Here is an 18,284-nt window from a genome sequence, read left to right on the forward strand (position 1 = left end):
GATGCGCGATATACGCTCAATTGTGCTGTTCGGCGTGATCGTTGCCGCCGCTGCCGCGTTGCTGCAATCCGGCGTGGCGCTGACGTTCATCATGATGTCGCTGTATGCGGTGCTGCTCGCGCAATCGTGGAACATCCTCGGCGGATACGGTGGGCAGTTGTCGTTCGGCCATGCGTTGTTCTTCGGCGTCGGCGCGTACGCGCAGGCCATCGCGCAGCTGACGTGGGGCTGGAACCCGTGGCTTGCGTTGCCGTTCGCGATCGCGGCGGGCGTCGTAGTCGGGTTGATCGTCGGCGCACTGACCTTCCGCAGCGGCTTGAAGGGTTCGTACTTCGCGCTCGTCACGCTGGCTTTTGCCGAAGTGTTCCGCATCGTCGCCGTATCGGTGCCGTTCACGGGCGGCGGCGTCGGCCTGATGGTGCCGCTGCATGCCAGCATCGCCAACCTGCAGTTCGGTTCGCGGCGCGGCTATATCTATCTGCTGCTGGGCTTCGTGATCGCCGCGCTGTTGTGCACCGCATGGCTGCGCCATTCGCGCTTCGGCGCGTATCTGCAGGCGGTGCGCGACAACGAGAACGCGGCGCGCGCGATCGGCGTCGATCCGGTGCGCGTCAAGCTCGGCGCGATCGCATGGTCCGCGGCGTTCATGGCTGCGGCAGGTGCGTGCTACGTGCAGATGTTCCAGTACATCGATTCGGGCATCGCGTTCGGTTCGACGATTTCGGTCGAGGCGCTGGTTGGCGTGATCGTCGGCGGCGCGGGCACGCTGTGGGGGCCGGTGCTCGGCGCCGCGGTGCTGTACGCGCTCGGCGAAGCAACCCGCAACCTGTTCGGCGAAGTGCCCGGCATCAGCATGGTGATCTACGGCGCGGTGCTGGTGCTGATCGTGATGTTCCTGCCGCGCGGGCTGAGCGGCGCGGGGCTGTCGGTGCGCCGCATGCTGAAAGGCGCGCAGCCGCCGCAGTCTGCGCCGCAGCAGGACGAGCGCAAGGAGGAAGCCCGTGTCTGAAGCGCTATTGCAGGCTCGTGGCCTGTCGATCACGTTCGGCGGCCTGAAGGCGGTGCAGGACGTCAGCTTCGACGTGCTGCCGCGCACGCTGACCGCGCTGGTCGGCCCGAACGGCGCCGGCAAGACGACGCTGTTTGCGTTGTTGTCGGGTTTCCTGAAGCCGGGCGCCGGCACCGTGCAGTATCTCGGCCGCGATATCACCGGCATGGCGCCGCAGAAGTCCGCGCGCCTCGGGCTCACGCGCACCTTCCAGATCGTGCAGCCGTTCGGCGCACAGACGGTGCGCGAGAACATCGCCGTCGGCGCGCATCTGCATGAGCCGGACCGGCGCCGCGCGCTGCAGGCGGCAGAGGCCGTCGCGCAACGCGTCAATTTGCACGGCTACCTCGATAAACCCGCTGCAGACCTGACGGTAGGCGGCCGCAAGCGGCTCGAACTGGCGCGCGCGCTGGCGGCACAGCCGCGTCTGCTGCTGCTCGACGAAGTGCTCGCCGGTCTGAACCCGAGCGAGATCGACGAAATGATTCCGGTGATTCGCGGCATCGTCGACGGTGGCGTGACGGTGCTGATGATCGAACACGTGATGCGCGCCGTAATGAGTCTTGCCGAACACGTGTGGGTGCTGGCGCAAGGGCGTCTGATCGCAGGCGGTACGCCGCGCGACGTGACGTCGGACCCGACCGTGATCGAAGCGTATCTCGGCCACGGTACCGCCGAGCGCCTCAAACAGCACGGAGGCCAACGATGAGCGCCCTGCTCGAAGTTACCGGCCTGCGCACCGGCTACGGCCGCACCGAAGTGCTGCGCGGCATCGACATGCGCGTCGACGCCGGCGAGACCGTAGTGCTGCTCGGCAGCAACGGTGTCGGCAAATCGACGCTGAACAACACCGTATGCGGCATCAATCCGGTGTGGCACGGGAGCGTGCGTTTCGACGGCCACGATCTGACCGGCCGCCACTATCGCGACGTCGTAAAAGCCGGGCTGATCCAGGTACCGGAAGGCCGCAAGATTTTCCCGAACCTGAGCGTGCGGCAGAACCTCGAGCTTGGTTCGTTCACACGTGGCAAGGCCAATCGCACGCGCAACCTTGCGCGGATAATCGAACTGTTCCCGCGTCTGAACGAACGGATCGACCAGCTAGCCGGCACGATGTCCGGCGGCGAACAGCAGATGCTCGCGATCGGCCGAGGCCTGATGGCCGAGCCGCGCCTGCTGATTCTCGACGAGCCATCGCTCGGCCTGTCGCCGCTGATGGTCGAAGACATGTTCACGCTGATCCGCCGCTTGCAGAACGACGGCCTCGCGATCCTGCTGGTCGAGCAGAACGTCGGCCAGTCGCTCGAAACCGGGCACCGCGGTTACGTATTGGAGAACGGCTCGATCCGCTATTCGGGCACCTGTTCGGAATTGATGGCGACCGACGCATTGCGCCGCACTTATCTAGGGATGTAGTCGATGGCAGTTGCACAAACGCTTGCGCAAAAACTGATTGCAGCGGCTTGTGGTAAGCCGCATGTCGAAGTGGGGGAGATCGTTACCTGTGCAGTCGACCTCGCGATGTTTCACGATTCGAGCGGCCCGCGCCGTTTGCAGCCGATGCTTGAACAGCTCGGCGCGCCGCTGTGGGACAAGTCGAAAGTGGTGCTGGTGATCGACCACTACGTGCCGGAAGTGGACGACGAATCGCGCCGCATCGTGCGCATTGCGCGCGACTGGGCTAGCGCGCAACAGTTGCCGCACGTGTACGACAGCGTGGGTATCTGCCATGTGGTGTTGCCGCAGCACGGCCACTTGCGGCCGGGCATGTTCTGCGTGGGCGGCGATTCGCATTCGCCGACCGGCGGCGCATTCGGCGCGTACATGTTCGGCATCGGCAGCACCGAGATGCTTGGCGTGGCCGTGTCGGGACAGATCTGGGTGAAGGTGCCGCAGACCTTGCGCATGCAATGGCGCAATCGTCTTGCCGCCGGCGTGACTGCGAAAGACATGATGCTGCATATGATCGGCCGCTTCGGCATGAACGGTGGCCGCTATCAGGCGGTGGAATTCTGCGGCGAAGCCGTCGCTGCGTTGCCGATGCAGGAACGCATGACGCTGTCGAACATGAGCGCCGAGCTTGGTGCGCAAGTCGGGCTGGTCGCGCCGGACGCGGTGACGCTCGACTATTTGCGCAGCGTCGGCGTGGCGGATGAAATCGACGTCGCGCGCTGGCAGAGCGACGCCGATGCCGAGGCGCTCACGCATGAATTCGACGCGGCAGAGCTCGAGCCGCAGGTGGCCGCACCGCACAGCCCGGCGAACACCCAAGGCGTGAGCGCATTCGACGATGTTGCCGTCCAGGTGGCCTACATCGGCGCCTGCACCGGCGCGAAGCTCGCCGACTTGCGAGCCGCCGCCAGCGTGCTGCGCGGCCAGCGCGTGGCCGCGGGCGTGCAACTGGTGGTCGCGCCTGCCAGCGTGCGCGATCGCGACCAGGCAGCAAGCGAAGGCATACTCGCCGTGCTGGAAGCTGCCGGCGCGCAATTCCTTGCCACCTCATGCGGCGCATGCGCGGGCTATGGCAGCCAGATCCCCGAAGGCAGCACAGTGATTTCCAGCACCGCGCGCAATTTCAAAGGCCGTATGGGCGCACAAACCGCGCAGGTGTATCTCGGTTCGCCGTACACCGTAGCGGCATCCGCGTTACGTGGCCGCATTACCGATCCGCGCGAGGTGCTGGCATGAACGAAGCAAAGATTGCAGATGCAAGCAGTGCCGCGGCATCAAACGCGCGTGATACGCAGCACCGCGTGTGGCGCGTCGGCGCCGACATCGACACCGACGCCCTCGCGCCCGGCGCCTACATGAAATTCGGCATCGACGAAATCGCACGTCACTGCCTCGAAAATCAGCGCCCCGATTTCGCGCCGAACGTGCAGCCCGGCGACGTGCTGGTGGCCGGCCCGAACTTCGGCATCGGCTCGTCGCGCGAGCAGGCCGCGGCCGCACTGGTACGCCTTGGCGTGCGCGCGGTGATCGCCCCCGCGTTCAGCGGCCTGTATTTCCGCAATGCCTTCAACGTCGGCCTGCTGCTGCTGACCTGCGCCGAAGCCGGTCGCATCGAAGAGGGCGCACTCATCACACTCGATCCGCACGCCGGCCGCATCGTGCGCGCCGACGGCACCACGCTGGCCTGCGAGCCGCTGCCATCGTTTCTGCTCGAGATGGTCGAAGCCGGCGGCCTGTTGAATTTGCTGAAGCAGCGCTACCCCACATCCAACGGAGTCAACCCATGCTAGATCCGGTCACGCTGGCGGTCCTGAAAGGCCGGCTCGAACAGATCGCCGACGAAATGGACGCGACGCTGTATCGCAGCGCGTTCAATCCGATCATCGCGGAGGCGCACGACGCCTGCCACGGTATTTACGATGCGCAGTCGGGCGCGACGCTGATCCAGGGCAAAACCGGCTTGCCGGTGTTCGTCGGCGCGATGGCCTTCGCGGTGCAGGCCGCGCAACGCGCCGCGGCTTCGCGCGGCGGCATGGTCGACGGCGACGTGTGGCTGTTCAACGATCCGTACGAAGGCGGCACGCACGCGAACGATTTCAAGCTGGTGCGGCCGGTGTTCCGCAATGGCGAACTGTTCTGCTTTCTCGCTTCGGCTGCGCACTGGCACGACGTGGGCGGCGCGGTGCCGGGCAACTACAACCCGGCCGCCACCGAATGCTGGCAGGAAGCGGTGCAGATTCCGCCGGTGCGGATCCTGCGCCGCGGTGAACTCGACGAAGACGTGCTGGCGATCCTGAAGGCGAACACGCGGCTGCCGGACAGCCTGTGGGGCGACCTGAACGGTCAGCTCGCAGCGCTCGAACTCGGCGGCCGGCGTCTGAACGATCTGCTCGACAACTACGGCGACGCAACCGTGCTCGAAGCGCTCGCGCTTTTACGCGAGCGCGCGGTGAAGCTGATGCGCGCACACGTCGCAGCGCTTCCGGATGGCGAATACACGTTCGAAGACGTGCTCGACAACGACGGCGTACGCGACGAACCGCTGACCATCGCACTGCGCATGCGGGTGGCCGGCGAAACACTGACGCTCGATTTCAACGGCACATCGCCGGCCTGCGCGGGCCCGGTGAACATCTCGCGCGCCACCGCGATTGCAGCCTGCTATGTCGCGCTGAAACACCTGTTTCCCGATGTCCCGGCCAACGCGGGCGTGCTCGACGCCGTGACCTTCGAACTACCCGACGGCCTGCTGATCTCCGCGGACCGTCCGCGTCCGGTCGGCGGCTACACGGAAACCATCCTGCGCATGATCGACGTGATCTTCTGCGCGATGGCCAAGGCTGCACCCGAACTCGCGATGGCCCAGGCGTACGGCACGATCAACGCGCTGTCGATTGCAGGTCATCGCACCAGCGGCGTGCGCACCGGCCAGCGCTGGGTGATGTTCAGCTTCTTCGGCGGCGGCCACGGCGGCCAGGCGCACGGCGACGGCCTGAGCCACGGTAACGCGCCGATCTCGACCGCGACGATCCCGCCGCTCGAGATTCTCGAAGCCGCGTATCCGGTGCGCTTCACGCAATGGGCGCTGCGTCCCGATTCGGGCGGCGACGGTATGCATCGCGGCGGGCTCGGCGCGATCTATGAAATCGAATTGCTCGAAGAGCAGGCCGAGGCATTCATCTTCGGCGAGCGCGGTCGTTCCGCGCCGCAAGGTATCGCCGGCGGTTCGGCATCGGTGCGTAACGTGTTCCGCTATCAACGCGACGGCGAGTGGCATACGCCGCCGATGGCGTCGAAGATGCTCGGCATTCGCCTGAAGCGCGGCGAACGCGTGCGCCTCGAAACACCGGGCGGCGGCGGATATGGCGAGCCGGACAAGCGTTCGGCAACGGCGCGCGCGCACGACCGCGCAATGGGTTACGTGACTACCGATTCGAAGGAGCAACAGTAATGAAGGCTGCTGCACGAGGTTCGCTCGTCGTTGGCGTCGACGTGGGCGGCACGTTTACCGATCTGTTTGTGCTCGACGAGGCGGCTGGCACTGCACAAGTGGTCAAGGTGCCGTCCACGCGCGGTGAGGAAGCGCGCGGTTTCATGAACGGTATCGAGCGCATCGGCGCGCCGCGCGAAGGGGAAGCCGCGGCGGGTTTGGCCACCAATGCGGCTGCGATCGCGACGATCGTGCACGGCACGACCGTCGGCACCAATGCGCTGCTCGAACGCAAGATGGCGCGCACCGGGCTCATCACCACCGCGGGCTTTCGCGACGTGCTCGAAATGCGCCGCCGCGACCGCCCGCAGACATGGGGCCTGCGCGGCAATTTCGCGCCGATCGTGCCGCGCGATGTGCGGCTCGAAGTGAGCGAGCGCGTGCTCGCCGACGGCACGCTGCACACACCGGTGGATCTTGCACAGGTCGAGGCCGCCGCGCGCGAGTTGCTGGAGCGCGGTTGCGAGGCGGTGTGCGTGTTTTTCGTCAATGCGTACGCGAATCCGGCCAATGAGGCGAGCGCGGTCGCCGCAGTGCGCGCGCTGTGGCCGAATGCGAACGTCACCGCCGCGACCGAAGTGCTGCCCGAGATCCGCGAGTTCGAGCGTTGTTCGACGGCCACGCTGAATGCTTCGCTGCAGCCGGTGGTCGGCAGTTATCTGACGCGGCTCGCGGGCGACCTGAATGCGCATGGTTTTAGCGGCGAACTGCTGGTCGTGCAGAGCAACGGCGGCATCATGTCGCGCCACACAGCCTGCGATATGCCGGTGCGCACCGCGCTATCCGGGCCGGCGGCAGGCGTGATCGCGTGTGCCGCGATCGGCCGCGCGGCGGGTTATCCGAATCTGGTGACCGGCGATATGGGCGGCACGTCATACGACGTATCGCTGGTAGCGGGCGGCGAGGTCTCGCTGGCTGCCCAGACCTCGATCGAATTCGGCATGGTGGTACGCGCGCCGATGATCCAGATCGAGACGATCGGCGCGGGCGGCGGCTCGATTGCGTCAGTGGATGCGGGCGGCCTGCTGCAGGTCGGCCCTGAATCCGCCGGCAGCAATCCGGGCCCGGCGTGCTACGGCCGCGGCAATCTGCGCCCGACGGTGACCGATGCGAACGTGCTGCTCGGCCGCATCGCCGCCGACCGCCCGCTGGGAGGCGGCCTGCTGGCACGCATGGATGCCGGCAAGGCGCGCGAAGCGATCGACGTACATGTGGCCGGTCCACTCGGCCTCGATGCGTACGCGGCCGCCGAAGCGATCCTGACAGTGGCCAACGCGAAGATGGCCGGCGCGATCCGGCTGGTGTCGATCGAACGCGGCCACGATCCGCGCGAATTCGCGTACATGCCGTTCGGCGGCGGCGGCGCGTTGCACGTGTGCGCGATGATGCGCGAAGTGGGTACCACTACCGGCATCGTGCCGCGCTTTCCGGGCGTGACGTCGGCGCTCGGCTGCGTGATTGCGGATATGCGTCACGACACCGTGCAAACCGTCAATTGCGCGCTCGCCGATCTCGATGCGAACGATCTGCGCGAACGCGTCGCGGCGATGGCCGACGCGTGCCAGCAGCGTCTCGATTCGGCAGGCGTCGCCTTCGATGCGGTGCGCGAGAGCGTCGAGCTCGACATGCTGTACGTCGGGCAGAGCCATACGGTGCGCGTCGAAGTGCAACGCAGCGCGTTGTCGCGCGACGCGATTGCAGCGGCCTTCGAAGCGGCCTATCGCGCCGCGTTCGGGCGCGCGCTCACCGGCATCCCGGTGCGCATCATGAACCTGCGTTATGCGCGCATCGGCGTGCGGCCGAAGTTCGATCTGGCGGTGCTGGCGCCGAAGTCGTCCACGATGCCTGCGCCGCTTGGAACGCAGCGGGTCTTTCACGATGGCCAGTGGTGGGACGCGACGCGTCATGCGCGGCTCGAATTGCCGGTCGGCGCGAGCGTCGACGGTCCGGCGATTCTCGAACAGGCGGACACGACGATCTGGCTCGAACCGGGCTTTAGGGGTCGCGTCGATGCGCTCGGCAATCTGCTGATTACGCGTCAAGCCGGCTGAGCCAGGAGCTGAATGTGACTGATACCCACAACACCCCGCTGCTCGACGCCGCGCGCACCGCGCTCGTGATCGTCGATCTGCAAAACGACTTCATCAGTGCCGGCGGCGCGTACGACCGCGGCGGCGCGGTGCCAGCTGCCGCGCGTGCTTTGCCCGGCCGCATCTTGCCGGTGGCGCGCATCTTGAAGCGGCTGGGCGGCTACGTCGCGGCGAGCCAGTTCACGCTGTGGCCCGACGCGCATGGTGAACCGATGATCTCGCCACACCTGAAGCAACTGCGTCCGTTCCTGCGGCGCGGCGACTTCGTGTCCGGTTCGTCCGGCCATGCAACGGTGCCCGAGCTCGAAGATCTGGTCGACGTCGCGGTGCTGAAGGTCGCCTATTCGGCGTTCTTCAACACGCAGCTCGACTGGGTGCTGCGCCGCGCCGGCATCGACACGCTGGCGGTGTGCGGCATCGTGACCAATGGCGGCGTGGCCAGCACGGCGCGCGATGCGCACATGCGCGACTACCGCGTGCTGGTGCTGGCCGACGGCTGCGCAGCCGGCAGCGATGCCGCGCATGACGCGGCGCTGGCCGACCTGCGCACGGTCGGCGAGATCACCACCTGCGATGCATTCGCGGCGCGGCTGCACGACGTGCAAGCGGCGTAAGCCGCTCAAGCGCGTCGCCTACCTTCGCCCGGCACAGACTGAATCCACTACATCGATCATGGAAAAAACCAGCAAACGATTGAAAGCGCAGCTCGCGCAAGGGGCGGTGCTCGCACCCGGCGTGTTCGATGCGATGACCGCGCTGATCGCGGAACAGGCGGGCTTCGAAGCGGTGTACCTGTCGGGGGCGTCGATTGCCTATACGCGGCTCGGCCGCTCGGACGTCGGCCTGACCACTTTCACCGAAGTCGAGGACACACTCGCGCGGATTGCCGAGCGGGTCGACCTGCCGGTGATCGTCGACGCGGACACCGGTTTCGGCAATGCATTGAACGTGAAGCGCACGGTGCGCGGCTTCGAGCGCGCCGGCGCCGCGATGATCCAGCTCGAAGATCAGACCTTCCCGAAACGCTGCGGCCATCTGGACGGCAAGGGCGTGATTTCGGTCAGCGAGATGTGCGGCAAGCTGCGCGCGGCGGTCGATGCGCGCGCCAGCAACGACACGCTGATTCTGGCGCGTACCGATGCGGTGGCGGTGGAAGGCATCGACGCGGCGTTCGAGCGGGCCGAGCGCTATCTGGAAGCGGGTGTCGATGCGCTGTTTATCGAGGCGTTGCGTTCGGTCGAACAGATGGAAGCGGCGTGCCAACGCTTCGCTTCACGTGTGCCGCTGCTCGCGAATATGGTGGAAGGCGGCAAGACGCCGGTGCAAAGCGCGCAGGCGCTGACGCAGCTCGGCTTTCGCATCGTGATCTTCCCGGGTGGCACGGCTCGCGCGGTCGCGCATACGCTGCGCGGCTACTATCGCAGCCTGCGCGAGCATGGCACGACCGCGCCATGGCGCGACCATATGCTCGATTTCGACGGTATCAACGATGTGATCGGTACACCTGCGCTGATGACGGAGGCGCGGCAGTACGAATAGCGGCCGCATGCGGCGCACGGCGTGCGCCGCTTCGTGGTTTTAGTGGCCTCGGTTGGCTTTGGCCTTGGCCTTAGTCTTAGTCTTAGCCGCAATCGCCGCAGTACGCTCAGTACCGTTTGATCGACAACACGTCGAACGTATGCCGCAGCAGGTCGACCGATTTCTCATACTCGGTCAGCGCAAGGCTGGCAATCAGCACGTCGATGATCGCCAACTGCGCGAGACGGCTCGTCATCGCTTCAGTGCGAAACCGCGTTTCGCGCGCCATCGTGCACAGCACCACTTCCGCATGCGCACGCAGCGGCGATTTACCGACATTGGTAATGCAGATCGTGCGCGCACCGGACTTTCTGGCGAGCCGCGTCGCATCGAGCGTTTCATGCGTGCTGCCCGAATGCGAAATGGTCAGCGTCGCGACCTCGGGACCCGCCAGCGACGCGCTGATCGCCTGAATATGTGAATCGACCACCGCCTTCGCGTTCAGGCCGATCCGCAGCATCCGGTATTCGGCGTCTTCCGCAATCGGCGCGGCGCTGCCGATACCGTAGATTTCGATGCGCTTTGCCGCCTTGAGCAGCTTCACCGCCTGTTCGACCGCCTTGACGTCGAGCGTTGCCTCGGTGTCGCGCAGCGTCTGCACGTTGCTGTGAAACAGCTTGCGCACGACCGTGGTGACGTCGTCCTCCGGTTCGAGATCTTCGTGAATGATCTGCACCGGCTGCACGAGCTCCTGCGCGAGCAGGATTTTCAGCTGCTGGAAACCGGTTGCGCCAACGCTCTTGCAGAACGCGACCACGCTGCCTTCGCTGGAAGAAGTCTGTTCGGCGACGTCGCTGACCGACATGTGGATCACGTCGCTCGCATGCTCGACGACGAAGTCGGCAATTCTCTGGCTGGCCGGTCCGAACGACGGACGCATGCCCATCACCCGCGTCAGGATGCCCGACTGCGCCTCGGGCGCGACGACGGCGCTGGCCGCTGCGGCGGCGGTACGGCGCGCACCGGCGGGGGCGCGCAAACGGGCAGCGCCCGGTTGTTTCGCTTTCATAGAACCTTTCCGATTGGATGTCCAGCAAACGGCCCGCTGTCCGGCAGCGGCTGGATTCACTTTAATCCAGATGAGCCAATCGCAAAGTATGCAACAGGGGTGGACCGTTACGCCAAACGAAGAGGCGGGTCCTGCGCGAAGCGGAATGCGCGGCGGCCGGCGCTTTATGCCAAAGCCTGTTGAAAATCAACCCGGGGCCGCCGGAATCCGCCTGCGCCGCGCGGCCGCAACGAGCGGCCGCGCGTTACATCGACAACTCGCCGCTTAGCTGAGCTCAGTCGCCATCGCCGGATCGGTCACGCTCGGGCGGCCGGTTTCCATGCGGCCGGCAAAGCGCCGCTCGAAACCGCTGGATGCGTCGCTGACCGTCAGGTCGTACCAGCAGCCGCTGTGATCGACCGACACATGATGCTCGACGTCGTCGCCATGCTGCAGGTTCAGCGTCACCGCGCCACCCGTGCGATACGCATTGGCCACCAGCGTGAGCTTCACATTATGCCGGCCGTCGTTGTGCGCCTTGATCACCACTTCGCGCGCACGCACGTCGTAAGCGAGCTTGGCTTCCGGTTGGGCTGCTTGTGCCGATGCCATCGTCGTGCCCTTGAAGGTGCGCAGGAAACCGTTCGGCCCGTGCACTTCGAGGTCGTACTTGCCGGCATCCCACGTACGCGTATCCCAGCGGTCGTTCAGCGACTTGTCCGCTTCCACCGTGTAGCGGCGCGGAATGCGGTCGAGGTGCAGACGGTCGTACACGTGGAACACCGCGCCCGCGTTGCCGGTGTTGTTGAACTTCAGCTGCACGTGGCCGTTCGACACATCGACATCCGCCGTTACATGCAGCTCGTACGGCAGCGCGCGCGAGAACACCATGCCGGTTTCCTGGAACAGCACGGCCGGCGTCGCCGGGGCGTGCGCGGCCGGCTTCTTCAGCTGGTCGGCCACCACTGCCTGGTAGTTGCTGGTGTCCGGCAGCGTCGGGAATTTCGGGCTGTTCGGCGATTCGAAGTCGAAGATCGAGGTCAGATCGCCTGCCACTGCACGATGCCACGGGCTGATCGCCGGCACGTGGATATCGAAGCGCTTCTCGAGGAAGCGGCCGAGGGACGTGTGCGTGAACGTTTCCGAGTTGATCCAGCCGCCCTTGGTCCACGGCGACACCACGTACATCGGCACGCGCGGGCCACAGCCCCACGGCCGCACGTTCATCACGTCGCCGCTGCTGTTCTGGCCATTCAGCGCAGGGTTGCCCTGCGTGTCGAGATATTCGCCCGTTACATCGACGCTCGACTTACCGATCAGATCGCCGGTGGCCGCATCAAGCGACGGCACAGCCGGAGGGGGGAGGTGATCGAAGAAGCCATCGTTTTCGTCGAACGTGATGAACAAGGCGGTCTGGCTCCACACCTTCGGGTTCGAGGTGAGGGCGGACAGCACCGTATCGATGAACGCTGCGCCTTCCACTGCGCTCGACGGTGCGCCCGGGTGTTCGGATTGCGCGGGCGTTGGCAGGATCCAGCTGACTTCCGGCAGCGTCTCGGCCGCCACGTGCTGTGCGAGCTGCTCGATGGACCATGCGGTCATGCCGTTGTCGTATAGCGGGTTGCCCGGTTGCGACTGGCGGAAGCTCTCGAACGCGAGGCCGCCGTGCAGCAGGCCGTTCCAGTTATTGTTGGGGTCCTGATAGATGCGCCACGACACGCCCTTGTCCTGCAGCAACTCGGGCAGCGTCTTCCACGTAAAGGCCGAACCGCTGTACGAGTAGCCCGGCGTCGGCAGATGACCGCCGACGCTGCAGCGCAAGTTGTTGATTTCGGCATTGGCGGCCACCGAGTTCATGCCGGCCTTGCGCGTCGCCGGATCGTAGTTCGAGCCGGAGAAGAACACGATGCGGTTCGGGTCCGTGCCGCCGGTGATCGCGCAGTGATATGCGTCGCACAGCGTGAACGATTCGGCCAGCGCGTACTGGAACGGCACGTCTTCGCGGCGGTAGTAGCCCATCGAGCGCTCGCTCTTGTACTTCGGCCACAGGCCGAAGCGGCCCTGGCTCCACGCGTCCTGCGCATCCATGTAGGTGTGCGGATTGCCGGCCACGCGCAACGCGTTGACGGTCGCGCTGTCGAGGTGGAACGGCTTGATCACGCGCGTGCCGTCCGATTCGTTCCATACGGGCTCGCCGCCCGGCACCGGTACCGGCAGGCGGTCGCCGAAACCGCGCACGCCGCGCATCGCGCCGAAGTAGTGGTCGAAGGAACGGTTCTCCTGCATCAGCACAACGATGTGCTTGATGTCGCGGATCGTGCCGGTATGCACGTTGGCGGGAATCGCGAGAGCCTTGGCGATGCTGGCCGGCAATGCGTTAAGTGCGGCTGCGGCGCCGGCGGTTTTGACAGCGCCGGATAGAAAAGTACGTCGATCGATTTTGCTCATGTGTCTCTCAACGGGTTGGGGGGCGCGTGAAAGACTAATGGGCCGATATGTCAGCGGGGTGAAAATATTTCAGAATATTTATATGATTGCTCTGAGACATGCTCAGCGACGAATCGACCGGGTGCGAGCGGCGCGTGCGCGGAAAGTGTGTCGACGCACGCAGCACCATTGAATGCGCCGCGTGCGACAGCAGGATGACGGAACCCGGTTCGCTCGCCGGAAACTCATGCGTTTGCGATAAGCGTCGTGCCTTAACTTCGCCTTTACATCGCCTTATAAAACTCAGCACGCTTTTGACATTGCCTTCCCTACAGTAGCGGCGTATTTCCACAACCCGAGTTGATCGATATGCCGCCGCTCCTTCATTCGAAAATCAGAGGCCGCGCCGCAGTGCGCCAGCGCCTGCCTGTGCACGAGGCGCGATCATGATCGCCTTTGCCGGCCTGCTTGCCGCAGCCCTGTTCGTCTATCTGCTGTACGCGCTGATCAAGCCCGAACGCTTTTGATCCGCACGTCAGCGCTGCTACTTATTTTTTCCGCTCAATAACAATCATGAACGACCTGATTTTTACCGTCGTGTCGATAGCCTTTTTCGCGATTTCCGCGGGCTTTATCGTTGCGCTGAACAGGATCTAAAGGAAACTGCCATGTTCGACGATCTTGTTCAATTTGTGCTGGTGCTTGCCGTCATGACCGGCCTGACGGTCGCGATGGGCAAGTGGCTCGCGCGCGTCTTTACGCATGAGCGGCACTGGCGCATCGAGCGCTGGACTTATGCAGTGCTCGGCACCGACCCTGCCGAGCCGATGCCGTGGCAACGCTATGCGGTGGTGCTGCTGCTCAGCAACGCCGCGATGATGCTGCTCGGCTACCTGCTGCTGCGCGTGCAAGGCCTGCTGCCGTTCGATTCGTTGCAGCGTGCGGCGCAAACGCCGGACCTCGCGTTCAATACAGCTGCGTCGTTTGTCACCAATACGAACTGGCAATCGTATTCGGGTGAATCGAGTCTTTCCAACTTCTCGCAAATGGCCGTCATCACATTCCTGATGATGGTCAGCGCCGCGACCGGCGTTGCTGCGTGCGGTGGCTTTATCCGCGGGTTGTGCCGCAAGAGCGCGCAGGATATCGGCAACTACTGGGTCGACTTCACGCGCGTGCTGTACCGCGTCCTGCTGCCGCTGTCGTTCGTGATGGCGCTGGTCTACGTATGGCAAGGCATGCCGCAGACGCTCAGCAGCGAAGCCGTCGTGACCACGCTGGAAGGCGCGCAACAGCACCTGCTGATGGGCCCGGTGGCGAGCCTCGAGTCGATCAAGCACCTGGGTACCAACGGCGGCGGCTTCTTCGGCATGAACGCCGCGCATCCGTACGAGAACCCGACGCCGCTCACCAATACGCTGCACATCCTGTGCATGCTGCTGATTCCGGCTGCGCTCACGTATACGGCGGGCAGCATGCTGATGCGCCGCCGCCAAGGCTGGGCATTTTTCACTGCATTCCTGGTCATGCTGGTTGGCGCGCTGGCGATCGTCTATGCGGCGGAGCAGCACGGCAACCTGAATCTCACGCGGCTCAACGTCGATCAGCACACGTCGGCGCTGCAGGCCGGCGGCAATATGGAAGGCAAGGAATTGCGCTTCGGGATCGGCCAGACCAGCCTGTTCGTCGCGGTGACCACCGCGGCTACCACCGGCTCGGTCGATGCGATGCACGATTCGCTGACGCCGATCGGCGGTCTCATACCGATCGCCGAGATGATGCTGAACAACGTATTCGGCGGCGACGGTGTCGGCTTTATCAACCTGATCACGTTCGCGATCCTGACGGTGTTCATCGTCGGCATGATGATCGGCCGCACGCCGGAATTTCTCGGCAAGAAGATCGAGGCACGCGAGATGAAGTTCGTGATGCTCGCGGTGCTCGCGCATCCGCTGACGATTCTCGGTTTGACCGCGTTAGCGGTGTTGTGGCCGTCCACGCCGGCGAGTCTCAACAATCTTGGCCCGCACGGTTTTAGCGAGGTGCTGTACGCGTACACGTCCGGTACGGCGAACAACGGTTCCGCGTTTGCCGGCCTGAACACGAACACGCCGTTCTTCAATACGACGATCGGTTTCGCGATGCTGCTCGGCCGCTACTTCACGCTGCTGCCGATGCTGGCTGTGGCCGGGTCGCTCGCTGCCAAAAAGAGCGTTCCTGAAGGCGCGGGCACCTTGCCTACCGCTACGCCGCTGTTCACCGGCCTGCTGGTGTTCGTGGTGCTGCTGGTCGGCGGACTGACCTTCTTCCCGGCGCTCGCGCTGGGTCCCATCGTCGAGCATCTGATGCTGGCAAGCGGACAACTGTTCTAAGGATCGAAATCGATGAGCACAGTGACTCAAACTCCAACGCCGTCTCAGGCGAACCAGCCCGGCGTGCCGCTGTTTCGCGGCATGGCGCGTCCGGCGCTGGTCTCCGCGGTGTTCTTCATGGTGGTCACGGGCCTGGCGTACCCGCTCGCGACCACCGGCGTCGCGCAACTCGTGTGGCCCGCTGCCTCGCGCGGCAGCCTCGTCGAGCGCGGCGGCGCACCGGCCGGTTCGCTGCTGATCGGCCAGAACTTCACCAGGCCGCAGTATTTCCACCCGCGGCCGAGCGCGACGCTGGGCCCGGACCCGGCGCATCCGGATCAATCGGTGGCGCAGCCGTACAACGCTGCGGCAAGCGGTGCGAGCAATCTGGGGACGACCAGCAAATCGCTGGTCGATCAGGTGCAGGCGCGCGCGGTGGCGTATCGCAGCGAAAACGGTCTCGCGGCCGATGCGCCGGTGCCGGTCGATGCGGTGACCGCGTCCGCCTCCGGCCTCGACCCCGACATTTCGGTCGCGAACGCAGTCTTGCAGGGCGCGCACGTTGCACATGCCCGAGGCCTCACACCGCAACAGGTGAACGCGCTGATCGAACAGAACGTCACGCCGCGTCAGCTTGGCGTCTTAGGCGACCCGCGCGTAAACGTATTGAAACTCAACCTCGCGCTGGATGCTGTCAACGCGACCCGATAGTCAAGAGTCTTGTATGAATGTGCCCAACGAATCCATCACGCAGGCCGATTCCGTCGCGCTGCCCGCAACGCCGCATGCGCCTATACCGCAGGTGCTGTGGCAGACCGTGATCGCCGATGCATTTCGCAAGCTGTCGCCGCGCACGCAATGGCAGAACCCGGTCATGTTCGTGGTTTACCTCGGCAGCATCGTCACGACGCTGCTATGGCTGCAGGCGATCTTCGCGCAGGGCGAGGCGCCGGCTGGTTTCATCTTCGCGATTGCGCTGTGGCTGTGGTTTACCGTGCTGTTCGCGAACGGCGCCGAAGCGCTTGCCGAAGGGCGCGGCAAGGCGCAGGCCGCGGCACTGCGCAGCGCGCGCAAACGCGTGTTCGCGAAGGTGCTCCAGCAGCCGCGCTATGGCAGCCCGGTGTATCCGCTGCCTAGCGACGAGCTGATCGCCGGCAAGTTCGTGCTGGTCGAAGCCGGCGACATGATTCCGGCCGACGGTGAAGTGGTCGAGGGTGTCGCATCGGTCGACGAGTCGTCGATCACCGGCGAATCCGCACCGGTGATCCGCGAATCGGGCGGCGATTTTTCATCGGTGACGGGCGGTACGCGCGTGCTGTCCGACTGGCTGGTGGTACGCGTAACAGCCAACCCGGGCGAAGCGTTTCTCGACCGCATGATCGCAATGATCGAAGGCGCGAAGCGCGGCAAGACCCCCAACGAAATCGCACTGACGATTCTGCTGGTCGCGTTGACCATCGTGTTTCTGCTGGTTTGCGTGACGCTGCTGCCGTTCTCGGGCTTTAGCGTGTCGGCGCTGGTTAAAGGCGGTCATGAAGTCGGCCTGACGGTGCTGATCGCGTTGCTCGTCTGCCTGATTCCGACCACCATCGGCGCGCTGCTATCGGCGATCGGCGTGGCCGGCATGAGCCGCATGTTGCGCGCGAACGTCATCGCGATGTCGGGGCGCGCAATCGAAGCGGCCGGCGACGTCGACGTGCTGCTGCTCGACAAGACCGGCACCATCACGCTTGGCAACCGGCAGGCGACGGCCTTCGTGCCGGCCCATGGCGTGGAAGAGCGTCAGCTGGCAGACATCGCGCAGTTCGCTTCGCTTGCCGACGAGACGCCCGAAGGGCGCTCGATCGTCGTGCTGGCCAAGCAGCGTTTCAATCTGCGCGGCCGCGAGTTGCAGGACAGCAAGCCGGTGCCGTTCAGCGCACACACGCGGATGAGCGGCGTCGATGTCGGCGCGCGGCAGATCCGCAAGGGCTCCGCGCAAGCGATCCGCGAACACGTGCGCGCGCTCGGCGGCGTGTTCCCGGCCGATACCGAGCGCGTGGTCGACGAAATCGCGCGCCGCGGCGGCACGCCGCTGGTGGTGTCCGATGGCGAAGCGGTGCTTGGCGTGGTCGAACTGAAGGACATCGTGAAGGGCGGTATCAAGGAGCGTTTCGCGGATTTGCGCCGGATGGGCATCAAGACCGTGATGGTAACCGGCGACAACCGGCTGACCGCGGCGGCCATCGCAGCGGAAGCGGGTGTCGACGACTACCTCGCGGAAGCGACCCCAGAGGACAAGCTGACACTGATCCGCCGCTTCCAGGCCGAAGGCCGCCTCGTCGCGATGACCGGCGACGGCACCAACGATGCGCCCGCGCTCGCCCAGGCAGACGTCGCGGTGGCGATGAACAGCGGCACGCAGGCAGCGAAGGAAGCCGGCAACATGGTCGACCTCGACAGCAATCCGACCAAGCTGTTGCGTGTCGTCGAAGTCGGCAAGCAGATGATCATGACGCGCGGCGCGCTGACCACCTTCAGCGTGGCGAATGACCTGGCCAAATACTTCGCGATCATTCCCGCGGCCTTCGTTACCACATACCCGGCCTTGTCGGCGTTGAACGTGATGCATCTGCACAGCCCGCAAAGCGCGATCCTGTCGGCGGTGATCTTCAATGCGCTGATCATCATCGCGTTGATACCGCTTGCACTGAAGGGTGTGCGCTATCGGGCCGAACCTGCACAGCGACTGTTGTCGCGTAACTTGTTAATCTACGGAGTGGGAGGTGTGATCGCTCCATTCATCGGTATCAAGCTGATCGATGTGGTGATCACACTGCTTTCGTAAGGCTTCCGATACACTTTTTTTACGGTAAGTGCG

At 65.0% G+C, this 18,284-nt stretch carries 15 protein-coding genes; 13 read left to right on the forward strand and 2 right to left on the reverse strand.

Translation table 11 applies throughout. The features are described 5' to 3' along the window. The first annotated feature begins 1 nt into the window (after position 1). From ACYVNQ_RS18215 to ACYVNQ_RS18255, 9 genes are read left to right on the forward strand one after another with little or no spacing between them, the layout of a single operon-like run. The gene (locus ACYVNQ_RS18215; RefSeq protein ID WP_460903957.1) at positions 2-1,009 is read left to right on the forward strand and encodes a branched-chain amino acid ABC transporter permease; all 1,008 of its coding nucleotides are present in this window, start codon (positions 2-4) and stop codon (positions 1,007-1,009) included. Continuing rightward, positions 1,002-1,757, forward strand: a complete 756-nt coding sequence (locus ACYVNQ_RS18220) for an ABC transporter ATP-binding protein (protein ID WP_460903958.1) — start codon at positions 1,002-1,004, stop codon at positions 1,755-1,757. Before ACYVNQ_RS18215 ends, ACYVNQ_RS18220 begins: the two co-directional genes overlap by 8 nt. Further along, positions 1,754-2,464, forward strand: coding sequence for an ABC transporter ATP-binding protein (locus ACYVNQ_RS18225; protein ID WP_460903959.1), 711 nt, complete (start codon positions 1,754-1,756; stop codon positions 2,462-2,464). The genes ACYVNQ_RS18220 and ACYVNQ_RS18225 overlap by 4 nt, the downstream gene beginning before the upstream one ends. 3 nt (positions 2,465-2,467) lie before the next feature. Beyond that, positions 2,468-3,736 carry a 3-isopropylmalate dehydratase large subunit gene (locus tag ACYVNQ_RS18230; RefSeq protein ID WP_460903960.1) on the forward strand — a complete coding sequence of 423 codons (1,269 nt, stop codon included), beginning with the start codon at positions 2,468-2,470 and terminating at the stop codon, positions 3,734-3,736. Continuing rightward, positions 3,733-4,290 (forward strand): LeuD/DmdB family oxidoreductase small subunit, encoded by a 558-nt coding sequence (locus ACYVNQ_RS18235; protein WP_460903961.1) that lies wholly within the window; start codon positions 3,733-3,735, stop codon positions 4,288-4,290. Before ACYVNQ_RS18230 ends, ACYVNQ_RS18235 begins: the two co-directional genes overlap by 4 nt. Beyond that, entirely contained in the window at positions 4,284-5,951 is a 1,668-nt protein-coding gene (locus tag ACYVNQ_RS18240) for a hydantoinase B/oxoprolinase family protein (RefSeq protein WP_460903962.1), read from the forward strand. The genes ACYVNQ_RS18235 and ACYVNQ_RS18240 overlap by 7 nt, the downstream gene beginning before the upstream one ends. Further along, positions 5,951-8,041, forward strand: a complete 2,091-nt coding sequence (locus ACYVNQ_RS18245; protein WP_460903963.1) for a hydantoinase/oxoprolinase family protein — start codon at positions 5,951-5,953, stop codon at positions 8,039-8,041. Before ACYVNQ_RS18240 ends, ACYVNQ_RS18245 begins: the two co-directional genes overlap by 1 nt. A gap of 14 nt (positions 8,042-8,055) precedes the next feature. Beyond that, a complete protein-coding gene (locus ACYVNQ_RS18250) occupies positions 8,056-8,694 on the forward strand; it encodes a cysteine hydrolase family protein (RefSeq protein WP_460903964.1) in 639 nt (212 codons plus the stop codon). 58 nt (positions 8,695-8,752) lie between these two features. Continuing rightward, positions 8,753-9,619: an isocitrate lyase/PEP mutase family protein gene (locus ACYVNQ_RS18255; RefSeq protein ID WP_460903965.1), complete on the forward strand. Its 867-nt coding sequence runs from the start codon at positions 8,753-8,755 to the stop codon at positions 9,617-9,619. Positions 9,620-9,725: 106 nt separating this feature from the next. Here the strand turns inward: ACYVNQ_RS18255 and ACYVNQ_RS18260 are convergent, their stop codons facing one another. Together ACYVNQ_RS18260 and ACYVNQ_RS18265 are read right to left on the reverse strand one after the other, a co-directional pair. Further along, a complete protein-coding gene (locus ACYVNQ_RS18260) occupies positions 9,726-10,667 on the reverse strand; it encodes a MurR/RpiR family transcriptional regulator (protein ID WP_460903966.1) in 942 nt (313 codons plus the stop codon). A gap of 264 nt (positions 10,668-10,931) precedes the next feature. Beyond that, on the reverse strand, positions 10,932-13,094 hold the full coding sequence (locus tag ACYVNQ_RS18265) for a phosphocholine-specific phospholipase C (RefSeq protein ID WP_460903967.1): 2,163 nt from the start codon (positions 13,092-13,094) through the stop codon (positions 10,932-10,934). 425 nt (positions 13,095-13,519) lie between these two features. On the opposite strand from ACYVNQ_RS18265, the gene kdpF reads away from it, so the two are divergent. The 4 genes from kdpF (at position 13,520) to kdpB (ending at position 18,251) form a co-directional block, all read left to right on the forward strand. Further along, on the forward strand, positions 13,520-13,600 hold the full coding sequence (gene kdpF / locus ACYVNQ_RS18270) for a K(+)-transporting ATPase subunit F (RefSeq protein WP_460904953.1): 81 nt from the start codon (positions 13,520-13,522) through the stop codon (positions 13,598-13,600). A gap of 141 nt (positions 13,601-13,741) precedes the next feature. Next, positions 13,742-15,445 carry a potassium-transporting ATPase subunit KdpA gene (kdpA, locus tag ACYVNQ_RS18275; protein ID WP_460903968.1) on the forward strand — a complete coding sequence of 568 codons (1,704 nt, stop codon included), beginning with the start codon at positions 13,742-13,744 and terminating at the stop codon, positions 15,443-15,445. A gap of 12 nt (positions 15,446-15,457) precedes the next feature. Next, the gene (kdpC, locus tag ACYVNQ_RS18280; RefSeq protein WP_460903969.1) at positions 15,458-16,135 is read left to right on the forward strand and encodes a potassium-transporting ATPase subunit KdpC; all 678 of its coding nucleotides are present in this window, start codon (positions 15,458-15,460) and stop codon (positions 16,133-16,135) included. Between the two features lie 13 nt (positions 16,136-16,148). Beyond that, positions 16,149-18,251: a potassium-transporting ATPase subunit KdpB gene (gene kdpB / locus ACYVNQ_RS18285; RefSeq protein WP_460903970.1), complete on the forward strand. Its 2,103-nt coding sequence runs from the start codon at positions 16,149-16,151 to the stop codon at positions 18,249-18,251. Positions 18,252-18,284: the final 33 nt, after the last annotated feature.

It is taken from the genome of Paraburkholderia jirisanensis (assembly GCF_054782355.1).